The following is a 22,092-nucleotide window of genomic DNA, read 5'->3' as shown; positions in this document are numbered from 1 at the left end:
CCTATCTTACCTCCCCTTTCCAAGATCCAAACAGAAATGCTCAAAAAACAACGTTACGAGGCTTTTATCCAGCATTTTTCCGAAAATATGCCTGTGGCTGAGACGGAACTGGAGTATGAAAACCCTTTTCAACTTCTCGTGGCAGTCGTGCTTTCCGCCCAATGCACGGACAAACGGGTGAATATCGTTACCCGCGAGCTGTTCAAGCATTTTCCTACTGCCGCGCATTTGGCAGCTACCCACTTTGATGAGCTTTTTCCCTATATCCGATCTATTTCCTATCCAAATAATAAAACCAAGCACCTGATCGGCTTGGGCAAAATGCTCATGGAAGACTTTGGTGGGGAAGTGCCTTCGACAGTCGAAGAATTGGTTAAGTTGCCCGGAGTAGGTCGCAAAACAGCCAATGTCATCACCTCCGTGGTGTGGCAGCAACCCAATATGGCTGTGGATACCCACGTGTTCCGGGTGTCGAGGAGATTGGGCTTGGTGCCATTGACGGCAAAGACTCCCTTGGAAGTGGAGAAGCAGCTGATCAAACATATCCCCAAAAAGTATATCCATAAAGCACATCATTGGCTGATTCTCCACGGGCGCTATACGTGTCTTGCAAGGAATCCAAAATGTGGGGAATGTTCCATTACACACCTTTGCAAGCACTTTGAAAAAACCCAGGGGAAAGTCAAGAAAGAAGAATCCGAAAGCTGATGTGCGGTATCCATCTGATTTGGGGAAAAGGAGCCAATGAACGCTCTATTCAGACCTTGGTCACTGGTTCCAGACACCGCGGTCCGGATCAAGAGGCTGTTTATTCTCCATGGCCGGGTTTATGGATCGGTGTCAACCGGCTTCGAATCTTGCATCCGGGTCCGGATGCCGATCAGCCCTTTTGGACCCAGGATGGCACGGGGTTGCTGATATGGAATGGGGAAATTTATAATTTCAAGGATTTGAGAAATGTGCTCCGATCTTTGGGAGTGGAGGTCCTCACCCAGTCTGATACAGAAGTATTGGTCTATTACCTGAAATTTTTTGGTATCGAAGGATTCAAGAAAATTCAGGGGATGTTTGCCTTCATCTTCGTGGATTTGGTAACAAAAACAGTTCTTGTAGCCAGGGATCCAAACGGAGAAAAACCTCTTTATTTTTCCCAATCCCCCGATACTTTGATTATCTCTTCCGAAAGCCGTGGAATAGCCCGGCTTTCTGGATCAGAGGTAGACTTAGGACAACTGAATAATTATTTTTATTTCCGAAATCCAGCTCCTGGAAAGACTTTTTACAAGGGAGTCCGTGCGTGGAAACCCGGAAGATATAGTCAAATCCATCATCACAATACCTTTAGATGGGATACCTTGAAGATAGACCAGTCCAACGAGGATCCACTAAGTAAAGAACTGTTCAGAGACACTTTAGAAAAGGTGATACTCAACCAATTCCATGCCGACGTACCGGTAGGAGTGATGCTGAGCGGAGGGATGGATAGTAGCCTTTTGTATGCGCTGTGGTATCGGCAAACCGGCACTCCACTTCCAGCTTTTACCATACAGGTGGAGAAACAATACCGGAAAAAATATGCTGACGGAGACGCAGCCTCAAGATTTACCCAAACCATACCTGCGGATCACCAACTCGTGGAGATAGATCAGAAAACCGTTTTGGACCATTGGCATGAATTTATCCTAAGTGTAGATCAGCCCATTGGAGATTCGGCGGGATTTCTCACTTGGATGATCGGCAAAAAGGCCAAAGATCAAGTCAAGGTACTCGCTTCGGGTGCAGGGGCAGACGAGCTTTGGGGCGGTTATCAGCGTCATAAAGCCTTTCATCAATACCTTGAAAGCAAAAATTTTTGGATCACTTGGGCTCCTCTGCTAAAGAATCTCCCATTTGGAAGATCATGGAAGAAATTTAATTCTGGCATCCGTACAAGTGCCAATGAGACATTTCTGAATTTTTCGGCTTTGAGTAATCCCAAATCGGAATTACTCGACGATTATCTGAGAATTATGGATGCTGATCTGCCGGAATACAAGCGCGCGCTGGATTTTGACCGTCAGCTTTATTTGGTACAGGACATACTCAAGATCCAAGACAACGCGCTGATGGCGCATGGAATCGAAGGACGCTCTCCCTATTTGGATCATCAGCTTATTCAACTTTGGAAAAAGGTGGAAGATACAGCTCTTTTGCGCGGAAAACCTTGGATTGTATCTTGTTTGGAAGACCTTGAATTGACCTGGATTACCGAAAGGAAAAAATCAGGATTTGGACTTCCCCTTTTGGAATGGTTGAGTGAAAATGGGCCTTTTGCCAAAAAAGTGTTTTCTGCTTTGAAGGAATTTGGAGTCAACTATCGAAGTGAATTGCCCATAGAAATCTTCCAATTGACTCAAAATCCCCATCAAGCGGTCAAGTATCAATTTTTATCTGTGTATAACCTCTTTCTTTTCGCCGAATGGCTGAAATTGCACAAGCCATGAAAATCATCTACATCCACCAGTATTTCCGCACACCCGAGCAAGGTGGGGCCGTCAGGTCCTACCACCTGGCAAAGGGACTGGTGGAGGCTGGAATGGAAGTAGAAATGATCACCGCTCACTCGGGAATGACTTACGATCAACGCTGGATGGACGGCATTAAGGTGCATTACCTGCCGGTGGCCTATGATCAGAAATTTGGGTTTTTTAGGCGGGTATGGTCCTTTCTCCAATTTGTCAGAAAGAGCAAAAAGCTTCTGAAGAGGCTTACCCGACCTGACCTTCTTTACATCACTTCCACTCCACTTACGACAGGATGGATAGGCTTATGGGCTAAAAGAAAGCTTGCCCTTCCCTACATTTTTGAAGTGCGTGACCTTTGGCCGGAGGCGCCGATTCAGGTCGGAGCGATCCAAAATCCCCTGTTGATCCGATTTTTGAGAAGCTTGGAGAAAAAAATCTACGATCAATCTCTGAGCTTGGTGGCTTTATCGCCGGGGATTGCTGCTCATCTCAAGCACATCAGTCCTGAACGGAGCGTTGCTTTGATTCCCAATTTTTCAGATCTCAGTCAGTTTTTCCCCAAGAAGAAAAACCAAACCCTTGCAAATTCCATCGGACTGACTTTTGGATTGACGATCGCCTACACCGGAGCTTTGGGGCAAGTGAACGCGGTGGAGGAATTGTTGGAGCTTGCCAAAATGGCCCAAGATCGAGGCAAAAACTGGAATTTTCTCATCATGGGAGAAGGGAGTCATGAACCTATCCTTCGGCGGAAAGCTCAAGATTTTCAGCTAGTTAACCTCCGATTTATCCCTTTTGGATCAAAGCAGCAAGTCAATGAGGTCTTCAGTTTCACTGATTTTGCATGGATTTCTTTTGCACACTATCCCGTATTGAAGACCAATAGCCCAAATAAATTTTTTGATGCCATTGCTGCAGGAAAAGCAATTCTGGTCAACCACAAAGGCTGGGTGAATGACCTTGTGAAAACCCATGACTTGGGGATTTCTTTCCTTCCAGGGAAATGGGAAAAAGCGTTTGCTCGCTTAGAGGAATTAGAAGTAAATCCTGAAGAAATTCAAAAAATGGGAAACCGGGCCAGAAAACTCGCCGAAACCCAATTTGCCAAAGAAATCGCAGTGGGCCGATTGATCGAAGTGATCCGGCCCAATCCAAAATCTACTCCGGCCGGCGTGGTCGATATCCGGATTGCCTGAAGATCTTTTCCGCATCGGACTCAGCCATTAGTACTGGTAAATCCAAACTTTGGTTCATTTGATAGTCATCCACAATATTCCATCCTACCCATCTGCCTAATCTTCCTGGAGCATTGGTGCTGATGGCATCGGTGAAAGGGGCTTCACCAATGTATTTGCGGATTTCGAAAGGATTGGTCTGGAAGAGTAGCTCATTTTCCACAAAGTGAGACCATATAAATTCTTCATTTGCCCAGCATTCTTGGATTTCCTCCGGAGTATAACCGATGATAAACTGGTCCGATGTACAGGGCATGATGGCCTTGACAAAATGGTAGGCTTTTCCATAGAAAATCATCTCAGAAAGGAGCGTGTTATCAGCCGGATTCACCTTGTTGTATCTGGAAGAAATGGCCAATACAATCATGGGAACCAGGTATTTTCGTTCATATCGGGATGCCAGATACCGGGGAAGATCAGGCTGAAATGCATGATCTTCAGGCAGGAAATAATCCAAGCCGATGACGATCAAATCTTCCTCTATTAGCAGGTCGGCGTTGAAGCCGGATACGTAGGTGTAGACTTTTGGCGTTTTGAAATCGGGGAAGTAATGTTTGATGTAGGCAAACGCATTTTCCAGATCTGTTTGGATATCTGAGATATCCGTGAATTCTACCTTTACCGAATCATACAATACCCGCAAGGCAGAGTCGGAGTGTGCCTCTAAGAGGACCGATACCAAAGAATCCTGGCTCGGATATAGGCTCCTCTCCAAAAAACGATCTGCAAAGTCGGGGTATTTCTCGATCAGATGATTAACATCTTCAGGTGTTTTAGCTGCGAAAAATTCATCTTCCAACCTTTTGATTTCTAGATTGGGCTTGGTTTTGATGATATCTTCGTCTAATTGGCAGGATTCTGTCTGGGGTTTACAGGAAATGAAAAAAGCCCATCCCAAAGCCACCATGAAATAATACCCGATTCTTTTTTCCATCTGAAAATGCTGATTTGATACAAAGTTAACCAAACATTCTAAACGCTCATTCTTTGCAAAAAACACCCAAATTGCCCCAAAATAACCACATTTTTCCTCAGTTTTCCGATTTTGACTGAGCTGGTCGTTTTGTTTAGATCCAGTTCGATTACTTTCTTAATTCAGCTGTTCGTTTTGTTTACATATCGGTACATCCTCAGTTGTATCGCCAAGAACCCCGTATTAAAAAGATCCTTTTCTTTTTCGATCGGTTTTTGATCCGGAATCCCTGACTAACCAAATATTACCTATCATGAACACAAACACCTTATTTAAAACCACGAGATGGTTGACTTTGTCGGGGGCATTCATGGCCTTAGGTCTAAGCTCATGCAACAATGACGACTCACCGGATGTACCTTCTCAAAATGTATTGGAAATCGCCTCTTCCAATCCTTCGTTTAGCACATTGGTAACGGCAGTAGACCAAGCTGGATTGACCAATGCTTTGGCTACCTCTGGTCCGGTGACTGTTTTTGCTCCAAATGATGAGGCTTTCAATACCTTTTTGGGGGATCAGGGCATTTCGGCACAGGACCTTTTATCCAACCCCCAATTGGAGGGTATTCTCAACTACCATTTGGTGAATGGCAGAGCACTGTCTAGCGATATTCAGCAGGGAGCTGTGGAAACCAATTCGGGTCAGCCGTTTTTCGTCAGTGTGGACCCCAATGGGGCAATATGGATAAACGGCAAAAGCAGAGTGATCCAGACAGACGTGCAGGCTAGTAATGGAGTGATCCATGTGGTAGATTATGTCCTAACAGCTCCGATAAATACGATTGCTGAAATCGCCATCCAGGCCTCACAAAGCACAACACCGGAATTTACCCAGTTGGTAGCAGCGCTCTCACGAGCGGATTTGGTAGATGCAGTGAATGGAGATTTTTCAGATAATCTTACCGTTTTCGCCCCTACGGATGCTGCATTTCAGCAATTGTTTACCGATTTGGGGGTAAGTAGTGTGGACGAAATTCCTTTGGAAATTCTTACTGATGTCCTTCTTTATCATGTGGTACCATCGAGAGCTTTTTCTCAGGATTTGAGACAGGACGCGACCTTACCTACCCTTTTGGAAGGTCAAACGTTGCGAGTGGATTTGGCTAATCTCAGAATCAATGAAAGCGGATTGCTGGCGGAGAGTTTAAATATCCATGGCATCAATGGGGTCATCCATCCCATTGACCAGGTTTTGCTTCCATCTGATGAAGAATAATCTCAATAAGCAGATACACTAACGAAAAAGCCGCCCTCCGAGGTGGCTTTTTCGCATTTACTTCCTTATTTCCGTTGTGAAAAACCAATGGATCACATTTAAAGCCTGGATTTCTTATTTGACGGTCAGGAAATCAATCAACTTGATTAAGTTGTCCCTCTCTTTTTATAGGAGTAGGCTTTTCAAAAGGCCAACAATGTGGGGATTGCCTACTACGCTGAGCATTGAACCGACTACCAGCTGCAACTTGAGATGTCCGGAGTGTCCATCCGGACTGCGATCGTTTACCCGGCCTACCGGCATGCTCGAGTCCTCACTGTACAAAAAAGTAATTGACCAATCCGCAGGCAACTTGACGTGGTTGCACTTGTATTTCCAAGGAGAGCCATTTCTGCATCCAGGATTTTTGGACTTGGTCAAGTATGCGGACGAAAAACGAATTTTTACCTCCACCTCTACCAATGCCCATTACCTGAATGAAAAAAACGTCTCCGAAATCCTGGCATCAGGCCTAAAGCAACTCATTGTCTCCATGGATGGAATTTCCCAGGAGATTTATGAAAAATATCGGGTGGGAGGCAGCTTGGAAAAGGTCAAAAAGGGATTGAGACTATTGCTCGAAAAGCGAAATGAAGAAGGGCGAAAGTTTCCAAGAGTCATTCTTCAATTCCTTGTCACCGGACAAAATGAACATCAGATACCAAGATTGAAGGATTGGGCAAAGGAAATCGGCGTAGATGAGCTTCAGATGAAAACCACCCAAATCTATGACTTCGAAAATGGCTCGGAATTGATCCCCTCCGAATTGGGCTATTCTAGGTATATTCCTGACGGTACAGGAAAATGGAAGCTCAAGAAACAAATCGAAAACAAATGTTGGAGAATGTGGCAGGGTGCTGTGGTGACTTGGGACGGAAAAGTAGTTCCTTGCTGCTTTGACAAGGATGCGCAACATGTGATGGGAGATCTAAAAGAAAAGCCCCTTACAGAAATATGGAATTCACAGGGATACCGGTCCTTTAGAACCCAGCTTTTACTAGACCGTAGCCAAATCGAAATTTGTAAAAATTGTACCGAATAAGCCCTTTCCTCCTCTTCAAATCTGGACTCAGATTTGGTAGAATTAATAAATAGATGGATTTTTATCGATCAGAATACCCTTAATTCCCCGGAACTCTCTTTAACTCATGATTTTATTCAAAAGAATCAGGTACTTTTTTGCATTACTTTCCTTCCTGGCCCTGGTCCAGCCTGAGGTTATTGGTCAGCAGAATACAGATATTACTTCCATCAAAGTAGACGAACTCAGCGATGATCAGATTGAAGAATTGATCAAAAGGGCTCAGGAAGCAGGATTAAGTACCACTGATTTTCTTCAAATGGCACAGATGCGTGGGATGCCCTCTGCCGAAGTGGAAAAACTGAGAAACAGGATCGAAACCCTTAATCTTGGTTCTGCTAGTTCCCGCTCTTCCAATGTTTCTAGACGTGACCCCAGAACACAGCTCGACTTAAATGACATTACCCGAGGATTGACACAGACTCAGGAGTTGGCTGAAACCCAACCTGTCGATAACCTGATTTTCGGGAGTAACCTATTTTTTCAGAAAAACAGGAGACTCAGTTTTGAACCCAGCCTCAATCAAGCCACTCCAAAAAGCTACATTTTGGGCCCTGGAGATCTGATCTATGTGGATATTTACGGTCAGTCTGAAAAATATTATGAGGCTACTGTAAATCCTGATGGCTTTATCCTTTTGGATAATATTGGTTCTATTTCTGTCTCAGGAAAAACCATAGAAGAGGCTACAGGAATAATCAAAAACCGGGTATCAAGGTTTTACACCGGGCTCCAAGGATCTAATCCCAACACTTTCCTTCAGGTGACATTGGGAAATGTGCGCACTATCAAAGTACACATTCTCGGAGAAGTGAGACTGCCAGGTACATTCACTCTGAGCGCTTTTTCCACGGTATTTAATGCTTTGTATGCTGCAGGAGGCCCCAATGAGAATGGAACTTTGCGTGCCATCAAGCTGATGCGCAACAACAAGCAATTTGCAGAAATAGATGTTTACGACCTGTTGATTAATGGCACGGCCAATCTAGATGTGCAGTTACAGGATCAGGATGTATTGTTGATACAGCCATTTTTGTCTCGAGTGAAAGTGACCGGTGAAGTAAAGCGCCCGCTTACTTTTGAAGTCAAAGGTGAGGATACCTTGGATGACTTGCTGAGATATGCCGGAGGATTTACCGACTTGGCATTCAAAGATCGAATTTCCATTTCAAGAATCACCGGAAATCAACGGTCTGTTTCCGATGTATTCCAAAACCAGTTTGGGATGTTTATCCTCAAAGGTGGCGATGAAATCAACGTGGGTCGTATCCTAAACCGGTACGCAAACCGTGTCCAGATCAAGGGAGCGGTTTTCCGCCAGGGAACATTCGCCTTGACTGAAGGAATGACTCTTTCCCAACTGATCAAAAATGCAGAAGGACTAAAAGGTGATGCCTATACTCAGCGTGCCAGCATTCTTAGAACCAAAGAAGATCTGAGTTCGGAAGTGATTGAAGTAAACCTCAAATCAATTTTGGACGGATCACAGCCTGACCTTGTGCTGAAACGGGAAGATGTGGTGAGGATTTCCAGCATTTATGATATCCAAAACGAACGTTATGTTCAGATTTTAGGAGAAGTAAAACGGCCTGGAACCTATCCTTTTTCTGAGGGGATGACTCCGGAAGAACTGATTCTACTGGCAGGAGGACTTCAGGAATCTGCCAACACCAGAGAAATTGAAATCGCGCGAAGGCTGGAAGATTCAGACTTGGGAACACTTGCGGATATTATAGCAACTACCGTCAATCCAGACCTTTCTTTTAATCCCGAAGCGATTTCACTACAGCCATTCGACCAAGTAATTGTGAGAAAGCGGGCAAATTTCAATATGCAAAGACTTGTTGCCGTGGAAGGTCAGGTCAATTCTCCCGGAATTTTTGCCATCCAGACCAGCGTAGACCGAATTTCTGATTTAGTCAAAAGAGCGGGTGGTCTAAACCAGTTTGCTTATTCCAAAGGGGCAACCTTGATCCGCCGAACCGAATTTTTCAACACTGAATCCGAGCAAATCCGTAGACAGCGAAACCTGGAGGCCCTTAGAATGCGACTCATGGAGGATCCAAACAATTCAGAGGCTCAGGAAGAGCTTTTGCAACGGCTTTTCAGAGATCTTCCCAAGGAAAAAGTCAGTCCGGTGGATACTTTGCTGTCTAATGCCAAAAGGGAATCCTTAGATCAAATTGCATCGGAAACACCGGGATTTGCCGTGAAAATCAAGGAATCAGAGGCAGTGGCAATCAATTTGGAAAAAATCCTGGCCAATCCGGGTTCTGAAGAAGATTTGATTTTGGAAGAAGGCGATATTCTTACTGTTCCAAAATTGCTTCAGACTGTCCGAATGAGAGGAGACGTGGTGTATCCAACTACGCTTCGTCATGAACAAGGCCGTGGCCTGAAATATTTCATCAACGGAGCCGGTGGTTTTGAGCGCAGGGCAAACCGCAAGCAAACATATGTAGTCTATGCCAACGGTGCTGTGAAGCGAACCAGAAGCATACTTGGCATTAAAGCATTTCCTCCCGTAGAGCCCGGTGCTGAAGTAATTGTGCCTACCAAAGGGCCTAAAATTCCTCTGAGACTTGGGGATGTGGTGGGCGTAACTACAGGTTTGGCTACATTGGCTTTGGTGCTTTCGCAAATCAATTGGCAATGACAGAGAATAAGCATTTTTCGGACAATCAGTTTACCCTTCGCGAAGTGATGCTAAACCTACGCGAGTGGTTGGCTTTTTTTGTCTCCAAATGGAAAGTGATGCTGCTTTCGGGAGTAATCGGAATGGGTTTGGGCGCTTTGGTTTCTCAGTTGAAAAAGCCGGTATTCCATGCAGAAACCTCCTTCGTACTTGAAGAAGGAGATGGGCCTGGATTGGGTCAGATGTCCGGCTTGGCTTCGCTGGTAGGAGTAAATTTAGGTTCCTTGGGAAGTACCAGTGGCCTTTTTCAGGGGGACAACATCATGGAATTGTATCGCTCCGACCGAATGCTGGGGGAAACACTCTTGAGTCCTTTTGATGAACAGGAGTCATTGATTGACCGATTTGTCAAATTCGAAAAACTGGATGAAAAATGGTCCTCCAAAGTGGATTTCTCTAGGTTGGATTTTTCGATCCCACGAGAAAGCTTCAGCGTTACTCAAGATTCTGTAGTCAAAGAAGTCGCCAAACTGATCCGAGAGAAACAACTTGTTGTAGCTAAGCCTGACCGGAAATTGAGTATCATCCAAGTGACCATTTCTTCCAAGGATGAACCTTTTGCCAAGGTGTTTAACGAGACCTTGGTCAACAAAGTCAACACCTTTTATTTCGAAACCAAAACCAAGAAAACAGGAGAAAACCTGAGTATTCTTCAAACTCAGGCGGATTCGGTGAGGGCAATTTTGGACGAAAGCATAGGTGCCTACGCATCGGCTCAGGATAGAGTGCCCAATGCCAACCCGCTGCTCACCTCAGCCACTGTGGAAAGCCGAAAGCGTCAAATAGACGTACAAGCCACTGCGGCTGTCTATCAGGAAATTGTCAAAAACCTGGAAATTGCCAAGGTCAATCACCGTAATAACTCCCCCTTGATCCAAATCATCGATTCTCCTAGGTTTCCGCTTAAAAGATCCGAAATCCGATTGGTCAAAGGAATGGTGTTGGGTGCAGTGATTACCGGTCTTTTGGTTTTGTTTTTTCTTTATTTCCGGCGACTGTATCAGAAGCATGTGCAGGAAAGCTAAACCCTGAGCTGCCATGTTTGAAAAACTGAATCTGTTGATCCCAATAGGGAATTTTATCCGGAATAAGTCCATCCAGAACTTCCTTTTTCTGGCGATTATTCAGTCCTCCAATGTGCTGATTTCGATCATTTCTATGCCCTTACTCATCCAGAGCATCGGCACAGACCAATTTGGATTGGTCAATCTGGCCCTATCCGTCATCATCCTGTTGAATATTCTGGTAGGATTTGGATTCAATCTGAGCTCCCCGAGGGAGGTTGCAATCCGGCAAACTGACCGGGAAGCGCTGTCTCATGTGGTGTCCAATGTATTTTCTGCAAAAATTCTCCTGGCTGCCCTAGCTACGGTTTTGATTCTGATTGGTGCTTTTGGGTTCAATCTTTTTCCTGAGTACCGGATGATTTTGGTCTTTTCGGTGCTATTGCTTTTCTCAGAAGCCACCTTGCCGTTATGGTTTTTTCAGGGAATGGAAAAAATGAAACTGGTATCCATTGCCAATATTTTTTCCAAACTCCTCTTTTTGATGGGTATCGTCTTATTTATTCAAAAGCCTGAACAGAGCAAATGGGTTAATTTTCTGATGGGTTTTTTTGGCCTGGGAATCAACCTTACTTTGCTGGGATACATCCATGGCTTTATGGGAATCCGATTTTATCGGCCCCAGTTTTCTTCCATTTTGAAGAATCTTAAGGACAATGTCTTGTTGTTTTTCAGTAATCTGGCCAGTCATATCTCCATCAATGGAGGATTGATTATCCTAAGTTTTTTCTCCTCCGCTGAGACTTTGGGGATGTACAGTCTGGCAGAACGTGTGGTCATGGTACTGAGGCTTTTTCCTGCCTTGATCATTCAGGCAGTTTTCCCCAATGCCTCCAAGCTTTATCATTTGGATCCGCCTGCATTTTTCACTTTTTTGAGGAAAGTGTATTTCCGAGTCTTGCTGGGAGGAGCGGTGATTAGCACTGGAGCTTTTTTGGCAGCACCATGGATTATCCAGATTTTATCCCGTGGACAAATGCAGGAATCCGTCATTTATCTTAAACTCCTCGCTTTCATTCCTTTTTTGGCTTGTATCAACGTGGCCAATGTCACCATGATGCTAGTAGCCGATTTGAAGGAATTGCTGTTTAGGGCAAGTTGGATGCTGTGCCTCTATATGGTTGCCATTTCGGCCTACCTTACCGGTCTGATGGGCGGAGTAGGTTTGTGCATTGGTATTATTTCCACAGAAATCGTGGTTTTTCTGATTTGTCTTTTCCTTTTGTACCGTCATAAAAAAGATCTCTTGCATGGCTTTTACTTCTGAGGCATCGGTTGCGATCATTTTGGTCAACTGGAACGGCCTGGAATTTACACAGGCCTGTCTTTCCTCCTTGAGAAGGGTGGATTACCCTGATTTCAAAATAATCCTTGTCGATAATGGCTCAAAAAATCAGGAAGGACCTCTTCTCAAAAAAGCCTTTCCGGAAATCCATTTGATTGAAAATAGGTCCAATTTAGGCTTTGCAGGAGGTAACAATGTCGGAATTCGATTTGCATTGGATCAGGGGTATTCTCATGTACTCCTGCTGAATAATGACACGGAAGTGGAGCCCGATTTTTTGGGAGAAATGCTTCTTAAACTCGCCAAGAATACAGAATACGGGGTGGTTCAGCCTTTGATTCTTTTTCTGCATGATAAGAGGAAGATCTGGAGTGCCGGAGGAAAATGGCTCACCTCTTTGGGAAGAGCCATTACCTTGGGAGATCAGGAGCCTCTAGCGGATTATCGGTTTTCGAAGAGGGAATTAGACTGGGCTACCGGATGCTGTATGCTGCTGACCAGAGAGGCCTTGTTGAAAGCCGGATTGCTCAATGAACAGTATTTTACCTACTTCGAGGACGTAGAGTGGTCTCTCAGAATCAAAAAAGCTGGATATGGAATTGGGTTGGCCGAGAAAGCGGTGATTTATCATGAGGCCGGTGCTTCCTCCAAAAAGAAGCATTCCGAGGGAATTCTTAGTCCAAAGGTGTTTTATTACCATGTCAGAAACCAGTTTTTCCTGATTCGTCAACTGGGGATCTGGACAGGATTTCCTTACCATCTGCTCCGATTTTTGCTTTGGATGGGCTATTTTCTGGTAAGAGGAAGATTCCAAAAGCTGAAAGCGGTGATGAAGGGAGTTCGAGACGGGATGTTTCAACCTTTAAAATCCGCGGAAAAATGGCCTTGATTTTTTTCCTGATCATCGCCCTGTTGGTGGGAGGTGGGTTTCTTTGGATCATCCAAGAGATGGTTTTTAAGGGGAATTGGAGTCATTTTATCTTTTTCTTGGCAGCTTTTCTTCCGTTTTACATTATCAGTCTGAGTGTGATTTACCTTGCCACCCGTTCGGAGGAAGTGGTAGCCATATTTCAGATTTTGAAGGAAATCGTAGTCTTGGTCGCGGTCTTGGTTTGGCTTTTTTATCAAAAAAGGGTGTTCGATTATCCTTTACGGCTGCATTCTACCGACTGGATGATGTTGGGATTATTGGGATTGGGATTCATTTATGTGTTTTTACCCTTGGGAGAAGTTTCATTTTTGGGCAAAGCCCTCTATTATAAAACCATGCTGATCCCCGGATTGGTCTATTTTTTAGGAAGAAACACCAGCATGACTGATTTAAAGGTCAAAAATCTATTTACCCTCATTTTTGCCATCGCGATTGGAGCTTTCTTGGTCAACTGTATAGAAAGCTTCCTTCTTGGAGCGCATTTGCAGCAATTTTCCGGATACGCACTCTATAACCAAGCCATCAATGACATCGACCCGACCGGAAATTTCGGATTGACCTGGACTTTTGAAACCCAAGCAGTGAGCAAGCGACTGGCGAGCTTTTTTTCTGATCCATTGGAAATGGCGAGTTCAGTTTTGATGGGTTTTTCAGCCGGATTGATTTGGTTTTTGACCTCCAAAAAAGAAGAGAGCTGGGTTTATCTCCTAGTCATGGCCTGTTCCATAGGAAGCTTGATTTTCTCTGCCTCAAGGGCCGCATTCGGGGCTTTTTTTGTGATGATTTTCTTTGTGGCCTTGGTTTTTCGACTGTACAAATTGATTGGAGTTGGATTTTTGGCCTTGATTGGGTTTGGTTTTTATGTGGTGTTTTTGGCTTCAGATGACTTTTACTTTTTTGTCATCGATACCTTGACTTTTGAAAATACCTCCAGCATTGGGCACGTCGTGGAGTGGCTTTTGGCATTGGATTCCATGATCGCCAATCCGCTGGGGATAGGATTGGCCATGAGCGGAAATGCCGGAAGTGTAGAGGAAGATTTACGGGTCGGGGGTGAAAATCAGTTTCTGATTTATGGTGTGCAGTTGGGGTGGTTGGGGATGCTATTATACATCTTGACGCTAGCTACTGGGGTGATTTTAAGTCTTAGGGTATTTTATCGGACGGATAAAACCATGACAGCTCGAATTGCTTTTGTGGGTGCGGTGACCAAAGTGGGAATGCTTCTGCCGCTTTTCACCGCCAATGCGGAGATGTATACCTATGTGGCATGGGTCACTTGGTGGATGATTGGCTATAGCATAAGGGAGTATAGCTTGATTACTAATCCAAAACCTGTCACTCTCAAGGCGGCTTAGGTGAATTTTTCAAGATTCAGAAAATAGCAGGTTCCCTTTAGCCCGCCATTTCTCATGTTGGGTATTGGAACCTGGAAAAGATCGTGAGGTATAAACTCAATGTTATGCCTCATGATTTCGACCAATTATGAGGTATAAATGAAAAATAAATAACTCACGAGTTCATTTGGAGGAGCTTTTCCTATCCATCGTATGGAAATGGAGAAGGAGTTCAATTTTGAAAAAGGTACACCAATCTTTTCACTTAATGCCTAACTTGAACCTTCATTGAGAACGCCATGGAAGCTTTTGGGCAGGTGGCTTTCTTTGACCTGTAAAAGCCAATGCCTTGAAAGTTCTTCTTGATCTCCAATACCTCAACGTCGCCACCACGGGTATCAAAACCTACATGTTGGAATTGGCCAAGGCGGCACGGAAATACCCCCATCCTGAGATTGAGTGGATTTTTTCCCATGAGCCTGAGAAGCAAGCCGCAGATGATTCATTCAAAGGGCCCAAATCCAAGATTCAGAAACTGAACTACCACCTGGATTATTTCAGGTGGAAGGAATTTCAGCTTCCTGATTTGGTGAAAAAGTACAAGCCGGATGTGTTGATCTGCCCTGATTTTGTCTCACCGGCGGCTTCCCTACCTTGCAGAAGACTGACGGTGATTCACGATGCCTTCTTTTGGCAAATGCCCGAAAACTATCCCCGATGGTGGAGGAAATACTTCCTCAACCTGATCAAAAAAGGACTGAGAGAAGACACTACCCTCATCACCACGACGGAATATTCCAAAGCTTCTTTGATAGAACATTTGGGGGATGACTGGCCGATTTCAGTGGTTTACCAAGCCCCAAAAGGACTTCTGGCGGCTGCAGATCCTCAGTTTCTAAGAAAGAAGGGCTTACAACCACAGGAATACTTTCTTCATATCGGCACATTTGACCGAAGGAAGCTACTTCCTCTGTTGGTGGAGGCTTTTGCTGCTTTTTTGCATCAATCCCAATCCTCGAAAAAATTGGTTTTGGCAGGTGGTGCCGGTCAGAGTAAGCGGATGGATGATTTTCCGGTAGTTCAAAAGCTTGTTACTGATCTTGGCCTACAGGAACACATTATTCTCCCTGGCTACCTGAGTGACGGAGAGATTAAGGCATTGTATGAGGGCGCTTTTGCTTATGTTTTTCCTTCTCTGAATGAGGGATTTGGCATTCCGATATTGGAATCGATGGGTTTTGGGATCCCAGTGATTCATTCCGATCAGCCGGCTTTGATGGAAGTAGCCGGAGGTGCAGGATTACCTTTCCATACTGGAAATGGGAATGATTTGACCGAAAAATTAATACTTTTGGACCGCGAAAAGGATCTCAGAGACCAGCTCATCATCAAAGGAAAAGAGCGGGCCAAGGACTTTTCGGCAGAAAAATTTATTCAAGCTTTTCATCGGCTGATATTGAAGCCGTCATTTTAAGGCATGCGGCAAATTACCTGTCCGGTTTGTTTTACATCCTCCTCCCAATCCCCTCCTGCTTTGAGCAGAGTGAAATGCAGCTCCTGTGGGGTGATTTGGACCTTTATTCCCGAGCAGATCGATTCCGAAAAACTATATCGGGATGAAGTCTATGCTGTGGTAGACAATCGGCAGTCGATTTTTGAAAAAATCATATTTTCTGAGGCAAAAAAGGTACTCAACCAAGCTCGATCCATTAATCCAAAAGCTTCAAACTTGCTCGATTTTGGTTCTGGAAAAGGGCAGTTCTTGGCCATGGCCAAAGCGCAAGGCTGGAAAGGAATTGGCATTGAAACCGAGAAAGCAAGGGCAGATTTCGCAAGAGATAAATATGGAGTGGAGGTGAGGTGTGAATATTATCAAGGAGGAAAAATCTTGGAAAAACCTGCCGATCTCCTAGCCCTCAATCATGTGTTGGAGCATTTGCCCCAGCCCATGGTACTTTTGGAAAAGCTGGTTGAGTCCAATCTGAGTTCAAATGGATTACTGTATATCGAGGTGCCTCGGGCGGATTCTTGGCAAGCCAACATCGCGGGAAATCACTGGATGCATTGGGATATTCCCAAGCACCTGACACATTGGACTGAGCCGGTGTTGGTAGGACAACTGGAAAAATTGGGCTTTTCCCTGGTTGGAAAACGTGAGTATTCTGTGCATTTGGGTGTCTTGGGTATGTTGCAGGGGTTGCTTTCGAGCGTGGGATTTAGAGAAAACCTGATTTTGAGATTAAAAAGGAAAAAGACCCTGGGACTGGTACTTTTGATTGGAGCGACACTTCCATTTGCCTGGATACTGGAAGTTTTATCGGTTGGTTTTGGGAAATCAGGAGTAATGGGGTTGTATTTTCGAAAGAAAAAATAATCAGGAGGGCCGGTATCAGCATAGACCATGGCTTTCAGTTATATTTTCGCATAATGACCAAAACCCGACATATACTTTTCTTGCAAAGCTCTTCGGAGGGCTATGGGTCGGGTAAAATTATCCTGCAGGTACTTCGATTTTACCAGAATCAGGGCCTTTCGCCAGTGGTGGTGTTGACCAGTGAGGGGCCGATTCAAAAAGACTTGGTGCAGCTGAACATCCCTTTTTATGTGCACAATCTGGGCATTCTGAGGAGAAAATATGTCAGTCCTTCGGGATTACTCAATAGACTGAGCAAAAATCTAAAGGCCTATCGATTTCTTTCTAAACTGCATGAGAAGTACCGATTCGAGCTGGTGTATTCCAATACGCTGGCAGTGGTGGTAGGTGCCTATTGGGCAAAGCGAAATAGAATCCCACATATCTGGCATATTCATGAGATCCTTCTTGGTCCGAGACCTTTGCGTAGTTGGTTGGCAGGATTGCTGGACAGTAGTACTTTCCGACCGATTGCTGTTTCTCAAGCGGTGGCAGATAATTGGCAGCCACTGTTGAAAAGATCCAAAATCCAGGTCATACACAATGGAATACCTTATGAACAATTTTTAGAGGCAAAGCCAACCCTGAAAAAGGAGCTGGGGCTTTCTGATTCCAGTATTTTGATCGGCATGATCGGCCGGATTAATCCCGGGAAGGGCCAGTTTTTTTTCATCGACTTGGCAGACAGACTTTCCAAATCTTTTCCTGAAGTACATTTTGTGTTGGTTGGTGATCCATTTCCGGGGTACGAGCCGATTTTGGAAGAAGTGAAATTAGAGATAAGAAACAAGAGATTAGAGAATAGCGTGTTTTACCTCGGATTTCGGGAGGATATTCCAGAGGTGATGGCTTCCTTGGATATTTTTGTGTTGCCTTCAGTCCTACCCGATTCTTTTCCTACAGTGATTTTGGAAGCGATGGCCGCTGGAAAGCCCGTTGTTGCCACTCGATCTGGGGGTGCTTCTGAAATGGTTGTGGAGGGAGAAACAGGTTATTTAATTTCAATAGGTGATGTGGAAGAGGGATTCTTAGCCTTGGAAAAACTAATCCAAGACCAATCCCTGCGTGAGCAAATGGGAGCAAATGGGAGAAATCGCACACTATATTCCTACAGTCTGGAGGCATTTGAGCAAAAAATCGTCAATCACCTATGGCATCATCTGAGAAAAAGCTAAAAGTCGCCATCATGGGTGCCAAGGGCTATCCCTATGTCTATGGGGGCTATGACACGATGATCAAGGAGCTTGGAGAAAGACTGGTAGCCAAAGGCGTGCATGTCCGGGTGTACAATCATCGGGCGCTGTTTAAGGAACGCCCGCGATTTGTCAATGGAATTGAGTGCATTTATACCCCTGCGATTGAATCGAAAAGTTTGACTCAGCTCACGCACACCTTCATTTCTATGCTCCATGCCTGTTTTTCGGACGTCGATGTTATTTTTGTGGTGAATAGTGGAAATGGGCCTTTTGGATTGATTGCTAAGATTTTTGGTAAACCAACCGCTATCAACGTGGATGGGCTAGAGTGGCTGCGACCAAAATGGAAAGGACTTGGAGCGAAGTACTTTTTCTGGGCTTCCAAGATGGCGACCAAATTTTATGATCAGGTGATTAATGATTCTGATGAGATGCGGCGCGTCTATCTCGAGCTATTTCAGAAGGACTCGGAAGTCATTGCCTATGGGGCGAATCCCCGGGAAAGTGTCGATGCGAAGCCTATCAAGCGATGGGATCTGAAAAGCAGAGGCTATTACCTGATTGTGGGAAGACTGGTTCCTGACAACAATGCGGATTTGATTATTGATGGTTTTTTGAAATCCGATTCCCAAAAAAAACTGGTTGTGGTGGGCGATGTGCCTTTTGCTGACGAATGGGCCAATCGCTTGAAGAGTATTCAGGATCCAAGACTGCTGTTTACCGGCTATGTTACCGATCCGAATGAATTGGCGGCCTTGTATTCGCATTGCTATGCGTACTTTCATGGGCATGAGTTTGGTGGTACCAATCCTGCGATGCTGAAGGCACTGGGTTATGGCTGTGCGATTTTGGCTTTGGATACGCCCTTCAACCAAGAGATGCTGCAAAACGGCAAGCATGGATGGTACTTTGAGAAAAAGGCGGAATCCGTGAAAGAGATCGTGGAGAAAGCTGAATCAGAGCCTGAAACAATGAGCGATTTACGACAGAATGCGCGATTCGGTCTGACCCAAAAGTACAATTGGGATTATGTGACAGAGCGCTATTTGGAGGTGTTTAGAAAACTAAGGATTTCCCGCTGATTCACGCCGATCTAATTCGCTGATCCCCTTGATCTAAAAAAATCTGCGCGTATCTGCGACCTTTTCTTTGCATATCTGCGGGAACTAATAATTCATTGAAACTTTCATACTCAATATTTCCTTTATCCATTATCTTTTCACCATAAAAACTCTTTAATCCCATGATCAGAAAAGCAACCGCCGTATGGAACGGAAGCGGCAAAGAAGGCAAAGGACACTTGACCACCGACTCTACCGTACTTAATCAAACCCAATACTCTTTCAACACCCGATTTGAAGACGGTGTAGGTACCAACCCAGAAGAATTGATCGCAGCGGCACATGCAGGATGTTTTGCGATGAAGCTTAGCTTCAACCTCAGCGGAGCCAATTTTCCTCCACAAGAATTGAATGTGACTTCTCATATTACTTTTGAAGAAGGCACCTTGAAAAGATCTCACCTAGTGTTGAACGCAAAAGTGGATGGTATCTCTGAAGAACAATTTTCCGAACTGGTGAAAGACGCTGAGAAAAACTGCCCGATCTCCAGAGCCTTGAATATGGAAATCAGTGTGGAATACACGTTGAATTGATTGAACGTGAGGTTTGTGTCCTCACAAACTTCGGCTTAAAAAAATCAGCCCTCCAAGGGATTTAAAATCCTTGGAGGGTTTTTATTTCCACCGGTAAGTCTTCCAAGCAGCCTGTTGCTTTTCAGTCAGAAAAGTCCAGGCTACCAATCGGCTTTTCTTGTTTCCTTGGGCCATTTCGATGACTTTTTGATCGGTAACTCCGACTTTTTGCAGTTGATTTTGAATGGGTTTGAGATTTTCAGATTTCGATACCAAGGTGGTAAACCAAAAGACATGATTCTTAAAGTGGAGACTTTCAGCGATCATCTTTCTGATAAACACCAGTTCTCCACCCTCCGTCCAAAGTTCAGCAGCTTGTCCGCCAAAGTTTAATTCTGCCTTGGCAACGGGCTTTCCGGTAAGATTTCGGACTTTTCGCTGACTGCCTTCCTGGGCGGCGTGAGCCGATTCGTGAAAAGGTGGATTGCAAAGGGTAAGATCGAAGAACTCTTCGGATTGGATGATATTGAAAAAAATCCTGGAGGAATCCGGCTGAGGCCTAAGCTCTATTTTGCCTTGAAATAGGGGATTCTTAGCAAGAATTTGCTTGGCGGATTCGATAGCTTTTGGACTCAATTCAGAACCCACAAAACTCCAATCGTAGATCGCATTTCCGAGAATGGGGTAGATCAGATTGGCACCTGTCCCAATATCCAGTACGTTGATTTTTGCACTTTTTGGAGATCTTCCGCCATTACTTTGCGCCAGCAGATCAGCCAAATGATAAATGTAATCGGCCCGACCGGGAATGGGCGGACAGAGAAATCCATCTGGAATATCCCAAAACGCAACTTGATAAAAGTGCTTCAAAAGCGCCTGATTCAGCGCTTTGACAGCTTTTGGATTGGCAAAATCCAAGGTCAGATTTCCATATTCATTGGTAAAAAGGAAGGATTTAAGCTCTGGCAAGGTCTCCGAAAGTGCTTCGAGATCGTAGCGGCCTTGATGGAGATTGCGGGGGTGGAGTCTAGCAGGTATTTCTTTCCCTTTCATTCGCCAAAACTAACTCAATCCACTTCAAAACTCAGCTTCATGGTAATCGAAGCCGTTTTGTTTTTGGACGACGTGTTGAAAACTCCTCCCCAGGAGTAGTCTTCGCCGGAATTTTGTCCCGTGATTTGGAATACGCCCATGTTGGCTGTGATCAGATCTCCAAGTTGGGAGTTGGAGTTTTCGGCGATGCGTTCAGCACGCACCCGGCCATCTTCCGTGGCTTTGGCGACCATTTCCAGTTTGAGCGACTCGAGTTGGGTGTAGTAGTAGCGCGGAGGCTGAGAGTACAAGGTGATCCCCTGATTGAGCAGTTCGGTGATCTCGCGGGAGATTTTTTCCACTTTTTCTACTTCTTTTGACTCAATAATCAAGGTCTGACTGAGTTGATAGCCTGTAAAGGTCTGCCCGGCATAATTGCCCGAAGCAGTATAATGTTGCTGATATTGCGGCAATGTAGTTACCGCATTGAAAACCAGTTGTTCTTCTGGAATACCTTTGGATTTCAGGTAATTGGTCACTGCTGATCGATCTCGCTCCAGATCTGCATAGGCTGCTTTGAGGTCTTTGCTTTCCCGGGTAAAATTCCCTTCCCACACAATCAGGTCTGAGGTAAAATTTTGCTCACCTAATCCTGTCACGTGAATGGTGCCTTGTGGACGGTTACGGTTAATGACGGCATTGCCGAGGAGATAGGCAGCGATAATGATCGCCAGGGCAAAAAGGACGGAGGAAAGATTGTTTTTCATAGCGCTTGGAGGAAAAGTGATTGGAATTTACCTGAATTCCAGTTGGGATCAAATGCAAAAAACCCGCCGAGTTGGCGGGTTTTAACTTTAATTAAAGGTGAGTTTTAATTCAGAAAGCTCTTTTCCTATTCGATTTATTCCGTTAAGAATTCTTTGACTTTGAGCTTCTGAGGGTCTTTTTTTTCCACTTACATATTGAGAAAGCAAGGTTGGATTCATTCCGATTTTTTCCGCCAGAACCTTGGCATTAATCACATTGTAGTATTGAAAAAACTGTTGGAAATCTATTTCTAATTTGATCTGATCTGGTTTGACTACAAGATTTTTTTCTTCTAAGTAAAAATTTAATGCCTCAACCGAATTTTCAAAAACCTCGTTCATAGAATCTCCGGTAGTAAAAACTGGAAAATCCATTGAATAGGCAGAAAAACCAGTGTCTGTCTTTTCTATGATCATTCGATACTTTTTCATAATTAACCCAGTTTAATTTCGGCCTCTTTCAGTATTTTTTTTCCAATCCTTTACCTATCTCTTTGGTTCCATGGTTTGGGAAAATGATAATCCCTGGTTTTACTTCGTGTCTTAACTTAACATGGGACCCTGATTGAGAAACAATAAACCAGCCATCTCTCAATAGAATCCGTAGTAGCTCGGAACACTTCATAAATTTGTTTCATTAAAAAATGATTCC

At 44.5% G+C, this 22,092-nt stretch carries 20 protein-coding genes; 15 read left to right on the top strand and 5 right to left on the bottom strand.

The annotated features are described in order from the left end of the window. Positions 1-36 precede the first annotated feature (36 nt). The 3 genes from nth to DDT91_RS02915 are packed head-to-tail and all read left to right on the top strand — an operon-like array spanning position 37 to position 3,700. On the top strand, positions 37-708 hold the full coding sequence (gene nth / locus DDT91_RS02925) for an endonuclease III (RefSeq protein WP_187174635.1): 672 nt from the start codon (positions 37-39) through the stop codon (positions 706-708). After that, positions 708-2,483 (top strand): asparagine synthase (glutamine-hydrolyzing), encoded by a 1,776-nt coding sequence (gene asnB / locus DDT91_RS02920; protein ID WP_187174634.1) that lies wholly within the window; start codon positions 708-710, stop codon positions 2,481-2,483. Before nth ends, asnB begins: the two co-directional genes overlap by 1 nt. Beyond that, the gene (locus DDT91_RS02915) at positions 2,480-3,700 is read left to right on the top strand and encodes a glycosyltransferase family 4 protein (RefSeq protein ID WP_187174633.1); all 1,221 of its coding nucleotides are present in this window, start codon (positions 2,480-2,482) and stop codon (positions 3,698-3,700) included. The genes asnB and DDT91_RS02915 overlap by 4 nt, the downstream gene beginning before the upstream one ends. Here the strand turns inward: DDT91_RS02915 and gldB are convergent. Continuing rightward, positions 3,663-4,673, bottom strand: coding sequence for a gliding motility lipoprotein GldB (gene gldB / locus DDT91_RS02910; protein ID WP_187174632.1), 1,011 nt, complete (start codon positions 4,671-4,673; stop codon positions 3,663-3,665). The genes DDT91_RS02915 and gldB overlap by 38 nt on opposite strands. Positions 4,674-4,965: 292 nt before the next feature. On the opposite strand from gldB, the gene DDT91_RS02905 reads away from it, so the two are divergent. The 12 genes from DDT91_RS02905 to DDT91_RS02850 all read left to right on the top strand — a co-directional run bounded on the left by DDT91_RS02905 (position 4,966) and on the right by DDT91_RS02850 (position 19,623). Continuing rightward, positions 4,966-5,928: a fasciclin domain-containing protein gene (locus tag DDT91_RS02905; protein ID WP_187174631.1), complete on the top strand. Its 963-nt coding sequence runs from the start codon at positions 4,966-4,968 to the stop codon at positions 5,926-5,928. A gap of 76 nt (positions 5,929-6,004) precedes the next feature. Continuing rightward, the gene (locus DDT91_RS02900; protein WP_187174630.1) at positions 6,005-7,009 is read left to right on the top strand and encodes an SPASM domain-containing protein; all 1,005 of its coding nucleotides are present in this window, start codon (positions 6,005-6,007) and stop codon (positions 7,007-7,009) included. 106 nt (positions 7,010-7,115) lie between these two features. Beyond that, on the top strand, positions 7,116-9,704 hold the full coding sequence (locus DDT91_RS02895) for an SLBB domain-containing protein (RefSeq protein ID WP_187174629.1): 2,589 nt from the start codon (positions 7,116-7,118) through the stop codon (positions 9,702-9,704). Next, a complete protein-coding gene (locus tag DDT91_RS02890) occupies positions 9,701-10,768 on the top strand; it encodes an exopolysaccharide biosynthesis protein (RefSeq protein ID WP_187174628.1) in 1,068 nt (355 codons plus the stop codon). The genes DDT91_RS02895 and DDT91_RS02890 overlap by 4 nt, the downstream gene beginning before the upstream one ends. A 13-nt stretch (positions 10,769-10,781) precedes the next feature. Further along, positions 10,782-12,074, top strand: coding sequence for an oligosaccharide flippase family protein (locus tag DDT91_RS02885; RefSeq protein ID WP_187174627.1), 1,293 nt, complete (start codon positions 10,782-10,784; stop codon positions 12,072-12,074). Then, positions 12,058-12,981, top strand: coding sequence for a glycosyltransferase family 2 protein (locus tag DDT91_RS02880; protein WP_187174626.1), 924 nt, complete (start codon positions 12,058-12,060; stop codon positions 12,979-12,981). The genes DDT91_RS02885 and DDT91_RS02880 overlap by 17 nt, the downstream gene beginning before the upstream one ends. Next, the gene (locus DDT91_RS02875) at positions 12,972-14,381 is read left to right on the top strand and encodes an O-antigen ligase (protein WP_187174625.1); all 1,410 of its coding nucleotides are present in this window, start codon (positions 12,972-12,974) and stop codon (positions 14,379-14,381) included. The genes DDT91_RS02880 and DDT91_RS02875 overlap by 10 nt, the downstream gene beginning before the upstream one ends. A 328-nt stretch (positions 14,382-14,709) precedes the next feature. Next, complete coding sequence (locus DDT91_RS02870) at positions 14,710-15,834, top strand: glycosyltransferase family 1 protein (protein WP_187174624.1); 1,125 nt, start codon at positions 14,710-14,712, stop codon at positions 15,832-15,834. 3 nt (positions 15,835-15,837) lie between these two features. Further along, positions 15,838-16,734 (top strand): class I SAM-dependent methyltransferase, encoded by an 897-nt coding sequence (locus DDT91_RS02865; protein WP_187174623.1) that lies wholly within the window; start codon positions 15,838-15,840, stop codon positions 16,732-16,734. Positions 16,735-16,787: 53 nt separating this feature from the next. After that, a complete protein-coding gene (locus DDT91_RS02860) occupies positions 16,788-17,948 on the top strand; it encodes a glycosyltransferase family 4 protein (RefSeq protein WP_187174622.1) in 1,161 nt (386 codons plus the stop codon). Beyond that, positions 17,924-19,051: a glycosyltransferase gene (locus tag DDT91_RS02855; RefSeq protein WP_187174621.1), complete on the top strand. Its 1,128-nt coding sequence runs from the start codon at positions 17,924-17,926 to the stop codon at positions 19,049-19,051. Before DDT91_RS02860 ends, DDT91_RS02855 begins: the two co-directional genes overlap by 25 nt. Before the next feature lie 161 nt (positions 19,052-19,212). Further along, on the top strand, positions 19,213-19,623 hold the full coding sequence (locus DDT91_RS02850; protein ID WP_187174620.1) for an OsmC family protein: 411 nt from the start codon (positions 19,213-19,215) through the stop codon (positions 19,621-19,623). Positions 19,624-19,704: 81 nt separating this feature from the next. Here DDT91_RS02850 and rlmF read toward each other — a convergent pair whose 3' ends face one another. From rlmF to DDT91_RS20775, 4 genes are all read right to left on the bottom strand, one after another. Then, entirely contained in the window at positions 19,705-20,655 is a 951-nt protein-coding gene (gene rlmF / locus DDT91_RS02845) for a 23S rRNA (adenine(1618)-N(6))-methyltransferase RlmF (protein WP_187174619.1), read from the bottom strand. Positions 20,656-20,669: 14 nt separating this feature from the next. Continuing rightward, positions 20,670-21,401 (bottom strand): SIMPL domain-containing protein, encoded by a 732-nt coding sequence (locus DDT91_RS02840; RefSeq protein WP_187174618.1) that lies wholly within the window; start codon positions 21,399-21,401, stop codon positions 20,670-20,672. Between the two features lie 87 nt (positions 21,402-21,488). Further along, the gene (locus tag DDT91_RS02835) at positions 21,489-21,872 is read right to left on the bottom strand and encodes a type II toxin-antitoxin system HicB family antitoxin (protein ID WP_187174617.1); all 384 of its coding nucleotides are present in this window, start codon (positions 21,870-21,872) and stop codon (positions 21,489-21,491) included. A gap of 28 nt (positions 21,873-21,900) precedes the next feature. Next, complete coding sequence (locus DDT91_RS20775; RefSeq protein WP_187174616.1) at positions 21,901-22,065, bottom strand: type II toxin-antitoxin system HicA family toxin; 165 nt, start codon at positions 22,063-22,065, stop codon at positions 21,901-21,903. Positions 22,066-22,092 lie beyond the last annotated feature (27 nt).

This window comes from Algoriphagus sp. AK58 (genome assembly GCF_014324365.1).
Classification (GTDB): Bacteria; Bacteroidota; Bacteroidia; order Cytophagales; family Cyclobacteriaceae; genus Algoriphagus.
Note: the sequence above shows the minus strand (reverse complement) of the source record. Positions and strands in the feature narration are given on the sequence as shown.